The 511-nt window shown below is 50.3% G+C and carries 1 pseudogene; it reads left to right on the top strand.

Annotated features, from left to right (window positions below):
- A pseudogene (gene metL / locus R7093_RS28300) lies at positions 1 to 511 on the top strand (bifunctional aspartate kinase/homoserine dehydrogenase II); the annotation flags it as partial.

The raw sequence follows: 511 nt of genomic DNA, 5'->3' as shown, positions 1-511 counted from the left end.
CCGTGCTGTTGGGGCGGAATGGCTCGGATTATTCCGCAACCGTAATCGGTGCTTTGGCGGAAGTGACAACCGTAACCATTTGGAGTGATGTTGCTGGTGTTTACAGTGCGGATCCTCGTTTAGTGTCGGACGCATGTCTGTTGCCTTTACTGCGCTTAGACGAAGCGAGTGAACTGGCCCGCCTTGCAGCGCCGGTCTTGCATAGCCGTACGTTACAACCTGTCGCGCAAAGCACGATGGACTTAAGCCTCAAGTGCAGTTATCAACCTGAATCGGGTTCAACGCGTATTGAGCGTGTACTTGCTTCTGGGCGTGGAGCGAAAATCATCACTTCTTTGGATGAGGTATTGTTGATTCAATTGTCCTTTAGACATGGTCATGACTTCAACAAAACCCAAAGTGATGTTTTAAAGTCTCTTCAACGTGCGCAACTCGAGCCACTCTCTTACGAAGCCCAAGCCGATCAGCAAAAATTACGCTTAGCGTACACCGCAGAGATTGCGACAGGTGC

The sequence above is a fragment of the Vibrio sp. 1580 genome (assembly GCF_033340055.1).
The sequence above is the reverse complement of the archived record's forward strand: the minus strand, read 5'-3'. Positions and strand labels throughout refer to the sequence as shown.